Raw genomic sequence first — 6484 nt, forward strand, 5'->3', positions numbered from 1 at the left:
TTCGTCAAAATTTGGCGCGGCGTCTGCCGAATGGTTTTCCCCCGTCATGCTTGGGGCTTGCGTGGTTTGAGTCACAGTCATCACCTTTTGCTTGCATCGCCGCGTCAGTCATTGAGATCAGCGCAGCAGGTTTGGTGGTTACTGGTGGGTATGTGGATCATCGGTGCGTGTGGATAGCAAAACATTGCCAACATAACCACACTGCATCCCGACAAACTAACCGCAAAACCAAAAGGCTTGAATGGTAACAGCGTGTTTTAGGTGGTGGTATGGGATCATCACACAAACATGCTGTGCTTGAGGTGCTAAGCTTTGCTCAGTGTTGGCTACTTGGTGCTTTGCTAACCGATAAGTCACGTTACGCAGCACGGTAAGTGACCATGAAGCCTCCTGCTTATGGATCTGATACCTTGCTGGGTAACAACAACGATAAACCAACCGAACGCTAGGTGATCAAACGTTACGTTTTTATTACCTAGCACTGGGTGTTTACCAAATAGCCCTGACGGTAATCACAGGCTATCGACCAGTAGTTTGATTATAGTGTGCTTATTTTTGCATGAAGTCAAGCAAAAAAATTCTAGCAAATACATAACTTTTTTTTATATTCGATAATTTTATTAAAAAATAAGTAATTTGATGGGTGCGCTGCTGTTATCTAGCACAGTATAGTCAAGATTTGACCGCTTTTATCGCAAGTTTTTGCCAACTACTTTAAGCTATGTTAATCTTGCATTATTTTATACTGACACTGCGCACTTATATCGCATCTGTCATAACGATTAATCCGCCGATTGTTAGCCAAGTAAAGTGAGAAGACCATGCGTAATGCCATTACCTACACGTTATTGATTGCCGCGTCTTGTATCGGCGCGATGAGCCATGCGGCAACTTATTATAAATGGATTGATCCCAACGGTGTGCCGCATTATAGCCAATATGCGCCAACCCAAGGGGTGGATTTAAAAAAGGTGCAAGTCATCAACACACGCGAGATGGCAATGGCATCTGCAGGCGGTAACAGTAACGCCAATAATGGCATGCCTGCCAGCACAGTAGGTGCGACACAAACCGCCGAACAACGCCGTATCGCTGAGCTTGAGGCACAAAACAAAGCCCAACAAAAAGAGCAAGATAAAGAACGCTGCAAAACCCTACAAGCCAATTTACAAAATATGAATGCAGGCGGGCGCGTGTACGAGATGGCGCAAAACGGCGAGCGTAAGTACCTAGATGGTCGCGAAATTGAGCTACGCCGCCAGCAAATTCAGCAAGCCATTAACCAGTATTGCAAAGGCTAATCGTCAGTAAAGTGTAGTCACGGTTTTACATGGCTGTTGTTGATTCATCTGATTCTATCACGTCACCGTGGCGGCAAGATATGCGCCAGTTGGTGGCATTGACGCTGCCGATTTTGTGCACTCAGATTTGCCAATCAGGGCTTAGTCTTGTCGATACGGTCATGGCAGGGCAAGTGTCGGCGCGTGATTTGGCAGGGGTGGCAATTGGTGCAGGTGTGTGGCTGCCTGTATTTTTGTTATTGGTTGGTATTTTGCTATCCACCACACCGCTGATTGGTGAGGTGATCGGACAAAAACACGCTGATCAAAACCAACAGGTGCGCTTTATCACGCAGCAGTCGCTGTGGTTGGCATTGGTGTTAGGCGTTCTGGGTATATTGACGGTCAATCAGCTGTATCGGCTGTTTGGTGTGATGGGCGTGCCCAGTGAGATTGCACCGATTGCGCGTGAGTTTTTGCGCGGTATTTCGTTTGGCTTGCCTGCGGTGTGCGCTTATACGTCGCTACGCTGCTATACTGAGAGCCTAAAGCAGCCTGTGGTAGTGACGGTAATTAGTCTTATTGGTCTGTTGCTCAATATCCCGCTTAATTATTTGTTTATTCATGGCATCGCTATGGGCGATCGGCAAATTTTACCTGCGTTGGGCGGTGCAGGCTGCGGCTATGCTTCGGCAGCCACGCTATGGCTCAATCTTATCATGTTGGGCGGTTATTTGAGCCTGACACCGCGCCAAGCGTTTAGCCAAACACGGTTTTATCAACAGTTTGCAGCAGTCAAACTTAGCCAGCTTGGCAAGCAGCTGCGCCTTGGTATTCCAATTGGGCTGAGTGTGTTTTTTGAGGTCAGCGCGTTTAGTCTGGCTGCGTTGATTATCAGCCCATTGGGGGAGATTGCGGTGGCTAGCCACCAAGTCGCCATTACGGTGTCAAGCCAGCTGTTTATGTTGCCATTTTCTTTGGCAACGGCTTTGACGATTTTGGTGTCCAATCGCTACGGGGCACAAGATTTTGTGGCACTGCGCCGCATGGCTTGGCTTGGTTTGGCGGTCGCTACTGCTTTGGCATTGGGTGGCATGACGATTATCGCGCTACTGCGTGAGCAAATCCCTGCTTGGTTTAGTCATGACCCTGCAGTGATTGCTAAATCTGCTACACTGCTGTGGTTTGCCATGCTGTATCAGATTGTCGACGCATGGCAGGTCAATTTTGCTGGTATCTTGCGCGGCGTACAAGATACGACAGTGCCGATGGTGATTACGCTGATTAGCTACTGGCTGGTTGCCATTCCGTTGGGTTGGTACTTGACGCGGCATACTGGTTTAGGGGCAAGTGGGTTTTGGTTGGCATTGGTTACAGGATTGTCCGTTGCGGCATTGCTACTCGGCTTGCGGACATGGCAACGCCAACGTCTTTTGCGACATGCATGGGCTTAATTTTTAGCATATCAACGTAAAAAACCATCTGTTTACCAGATGGTTTTTTTGTGTTTTACCAAAATATTAACGCGAATAAACGGTTACGTCCACACTCACGCGGCGATCGGGCTGTAAGCACTGAATAGCCTGCTGGCGTGGCATGCTTTCGGGGCATTGCGTGGTGACTGGCTCCGATTCGCCCACACCTTGCGCAATGATCGCAGATGACGCGATACCTTGTGTCATCAAAAATTGACGCACTGTTTGCGCGCGTAGCTGCGATAGGTTCATGTTGTACTCGGCACTACCAAAGCGGTCGGTATGCCCTGTTACCACCAAACGCATATCGCCTTGCTCTTGGTATTGACGCAATTTATCAGCCAACTGACGTAGCTGCTCTTGCCCACCAGGTAACATGTCTTGGGCTCGCCATTTATCAAACGCAAACAGCGCATCGGCTGACAAATCAATGTGCTCTTTTACCACAGGCTCAGGCGCGATAACAGGTGCAGGGGCTGCAGGTGTGACAATCACTGTTGGCGCGGCAACCACGGTGGTTTGTGGTTCAGCATATGCCGTACAATCCACAGGCAACCAGTAGAATGACTGTGCCTTATAATCTTTATCAAAAATCACTTTGTACTGACAAATCTTAATTGAGTTATCAGGTTGGTAGAATTTAAAAATATAGTCCCACTCATGTGCGCCATGGGTTTCACTAAAGTGTGGACGACCGATCAGTTGATACAAATCATCCTTACCCACACCGGGTTTAATTTTGCTTAAGTTTTCACGATTGGGAAACTGTCCATCTTTTTGCCAAGCTTTGTTGACATCTGGAAAAATCAGGTCAGATGGTTCAACGGTGCCATCACGGGTCACTTGGTGGCTGATCGTATTGGTGCACGCGGTCATTGCTAAACTTGCAATCATCAGCGCGCTGACACGGTAACAGATTTTTTTCAGATTCATCGATTTTGCCTTATTTTATTTATGCATAGGTAAAAGTGTTAAAAGGATAAGAAGTACCCGCCCAACTGACGCTGAGCGGGACTAAATAATTACCAGTGGAAGCCTGCGCCAATCGAGCCACCTGCGTTACCTTGGGTGTCGGCAGTACCGCTAAGTTTGATAACCCAGCGACCGTTATCTGATAGAGTTGAGACACCCACAGCAACCGCCCCTTCACCGTTGTAGCTTGCTAAACCACCTGAAACCATCGACTTGCCTGGCAAGAACGCTTGCGGTAGTGCAGCGGTTGCCATTGCAGCCGAGATACCAGCATTGGCTTGGTCATGAACATCATCGATACGATATCCCAGTTTATTGACCGCATTATTGACTTTGCCCTCAAGCGCTGATAGCTGACCGACGTTCACGGCATCGGTGACAGCGCGACCCGGTGCTACGTTGTGGATGGTGACAGGCTCATTGGCTTTACCGACCAATGTCACGTCATTGCTAACTACGCCGCCGTTTGGTGTGGTTGGTGTATCAGCGCTGCTATAACGCACGACGCCTGCTGCGCCGTTGTTAAGTTTCGCCACGTCGCCTTGTACTTGTGTGACGTTTTGATTGGTGGCATAAAGCTGGCTACCATTGACCGCGTCTTTGCTGTCTGCGTTGATGTCGCCTGCTGCTACGTTGGTGATTTTTTGGTCACCGGCATTGACACCACGTTGCGTCACACTTGGTCCATTGTTGATCGTCAAGCCTGCGTTATTGACTACTGTGTCGCCAGTTGTCAGACTATCAGCTACCAAGTTTGGTGTGGTTGCGACCGTAACGTTATTGCCATCACGTGTAATAGCGATGTTTTGCCCTGCTTGGATATTTTGCACGGCACTGTCTGCTTTAGCCAAACTTGCTTTGGTTGCGTCGCTCAAATCGACCGCATAGTTGGTAACGTTATTGGCTGCATCACTGCTGGTGACTGTCACAGCGTCTGAGCCTGCTGTGGTGCTGGCGCCACGGGCGTTGATGGTATAGATATCTTGAGCATTTTCACCTGTAGTTTTGACCACGTTGGCAATGTTGGTGCCTGCTTTGATCTCGGTGCGCGCACCTGAAGCGGCACTGTTGATAGCGTTATTTAGCTGATCAACATTAACTGCATCGGTGCCATCAACACCTTTTGCAACGTTGGTGATACGATTGCCGCCGTTGTTGAGTCCACTAGCATTTAGCGTGACAGGATTATCACCGTTATTGATGGTTAAACTATCAGCCACCAAGTTTGGTGTGGTGGCAACGGTATAAGTCGTGCTACCGTCTGTATTTGGTGCTGACGTAACGGTAATGTTTTGCCCAGCCGCAACCTTGCTGCTGGCTGCTGTTGCGGCCTGAGAAGCAGCTTGGGCAGCAGCGCGTAGCTGTGCCACATTGACCGCATCGCTATCTAATGAACCTGCTGCTACATTGGTAATCTGACGATTTGCACCTTCTCGACCCACTGACACTGCGGCTACGCTATTGGTTGCTGTGGCAATAATGGCATCTTTATCAGCTTGGCTAGATTGCTGTAAGGCAAATACTTGACTGGTTGTATCGCTGGTAGCTTGCGTGATGGTACCGCTGCTGGTTGTCACATTACTGCCTAGACCTGCACGACTCGCCACTGAATTTTCACCCAATGCAACACCGCCTGCTGCGTTTACCGCAGTATTGTTACCTAAGGCAACAGCGCCGCTAACATTGTTGGTGACATTGCCGTCATTATCTGCCCCCAGTTGAACATTATTACCCAAGATAAAGGCATTTTGGGTAGTGCCACCGATGCGGTTGTTGTTACCGATCGAATAGCTGTTATCGCCATCAATGATGCTTGGGTCACCGATCGCGCCTGAGTTTTTACCCGTTACGATATTTTCTGTACCGATTGAGATAGACTGGCTGCCTACTGCTTGAGCGCGGTCACCGATAGCAATGGCTTGCTGACCGTTTGCCAATACTTGATTACCAATTGCTACTGCTGCGTCGCCATTAGCATCCGTTTTATAGCCGATTGCTGTTGATTTAGAGCCGTTAGCCTGCGATTGTTCATCGTTCGTACCGCGCTGACCACCAACACTACGCTCACCACCGTTAAAGTGAATGTACTTGGTGCCTTGCTCGTTGATGTTTTTAACCGCTGTTAAAACTGAGTTGGTTTCAACAGTACCCGCGCCCACCGCATCATAGGTGCGTAACGCCTCAGCAGCTGTCAAGGTAATAGGGGTTGTAGAATTGTCTGCATTGACAACCGTCAGCATTGAACCATCACCATCGACGACGTTACCATCAATATCTACACCACCAACGATTTGTTGAGTATTGCTAATATTGGTTTGTACTTGTGTCAAATCACCGATAGTAGCTGCATTGCTCCATTGGCTACTGCTGCTACCCTCATCTTTAATTTGGTTAAGCGTTTTACCTTGCAGACCACTGGCAACGTTGGTGATCAGCTTGCCACCGTTGTCGATGCCATCTTGGTTGATGGTGGTATTGCCTGCTTTGACACTATCAAACACCACATTTGGTTTGGTGGCTACGGTAATGTTGTTGCCTTCACGGGTGATGGCGATGTTTTGCCCATCAAGCAGTTGAACGGTGTCGCCATTTTTGACTAGGCTTGCTTCGTCGCCGTTGGTTTGTAGGTTGAAGCCTGCGTTGTTGATGGCGTTGGCTATGTCACCTGCTTTGACAAGGTTGTCTGGGTTGGTGGCATTGGTGTTGCCTTTGCCATCTGAGTTCAATGCGGTGGTGACGGCTGTTAGCTGGTTGTCG

The 6484-nt window shown here is 48.7% G+C and carries 4 protein-coding genes; 2 read left to right on the forward strand and 2 right to left on the reverse strand.

Annotation, left to right across the window (positions count from 1 at the left end; translation table 11 throughout):
* The first annotated feature begins 821 nt into the window (after positions 1 to 821).
* Positions 822 to 1301, forward strand: a complete 480-nt coding sequence (locus MA2_RS08070) for a DUF4124 domain-containing protein (protein WP_067058688.1) — start codon at positions 822 to 824, stop codon at positions 1299 to 1301.
* A gap of 29 nt (positions 1302 to 1330) precedes the next feature.
* Entirely contained in the window at positions 1331 to 2734 is a 1404-nt protein-coding gene (locus tag MA2_RS08075; RefSeq protein WP_079352243.1) for an MATE family efflux transporter, read from the forward strand.
* A 66-nt stretch (positions 2735 to 2800) separates the two neighbouring features.
* On the opposite strand, the gene MA2_RS08080 is transcribed toward MA2_RS08075, so the two are convergent.
* Both MA2_RS08080 and MA2_RS08085 read right to left on the reverse strand, forming a co-directional pair.
* Positions 2801 to 3688 carry an OmpA family protein gene (locus MA2_RS08080; protein WP_067058690.1) on the reverse strand — a complete coding sequence of 296 codons (888 nt, stop codon included), beginning with the start codon at positions 3686 to 3688 and terminating at the stop codon, positions 2801 to 2803.
* Positions 3689 to 3777: 89 nt separating this feature from the next.
* Positions 3778 to 6484 (reverse strand): YadA family autotransporter adhesin (locus MA2_RS08085; RefSeq protein ID WP_067058692.1); only part of this gene is annotated, 2707 nt, incomplete at its 5' end.

The organism is Moraxella atlantae NBRC 14588, from assembly GCF_001591265.1.
Classification (GTDB): Bacteria; Pseudomonadota; Gammaproteobacteria; order Pseudomonadales; family Moraxellaceae; genus Faucicola; species Faucicola atlantae.

Excerpts from the sequence above, each read along its gene's own strand:
- MA2_RS08070 (WP_067058688.1), top strand. The coding sequence starts at position 822 with ATGCGTAATGCCATTACCTACACGTTATTGATTGCCGCGTCTTGTATC.
- MA2_RS08075 (WP_079352243.1), top strand. The coding sequence starts at position 1,331 with ATGGCTGTTGTTGATTCATCTGATTCTATCACGTCACCGTGGCGGCAA.
- MA2_RS08080 (WP_067058690.1), bottom strand. The coding sequence starts at position 3,688 with ATGAATCTGAAAAAAATCTGTTACCGTGTCAGCGCGCTGATGATTGCA.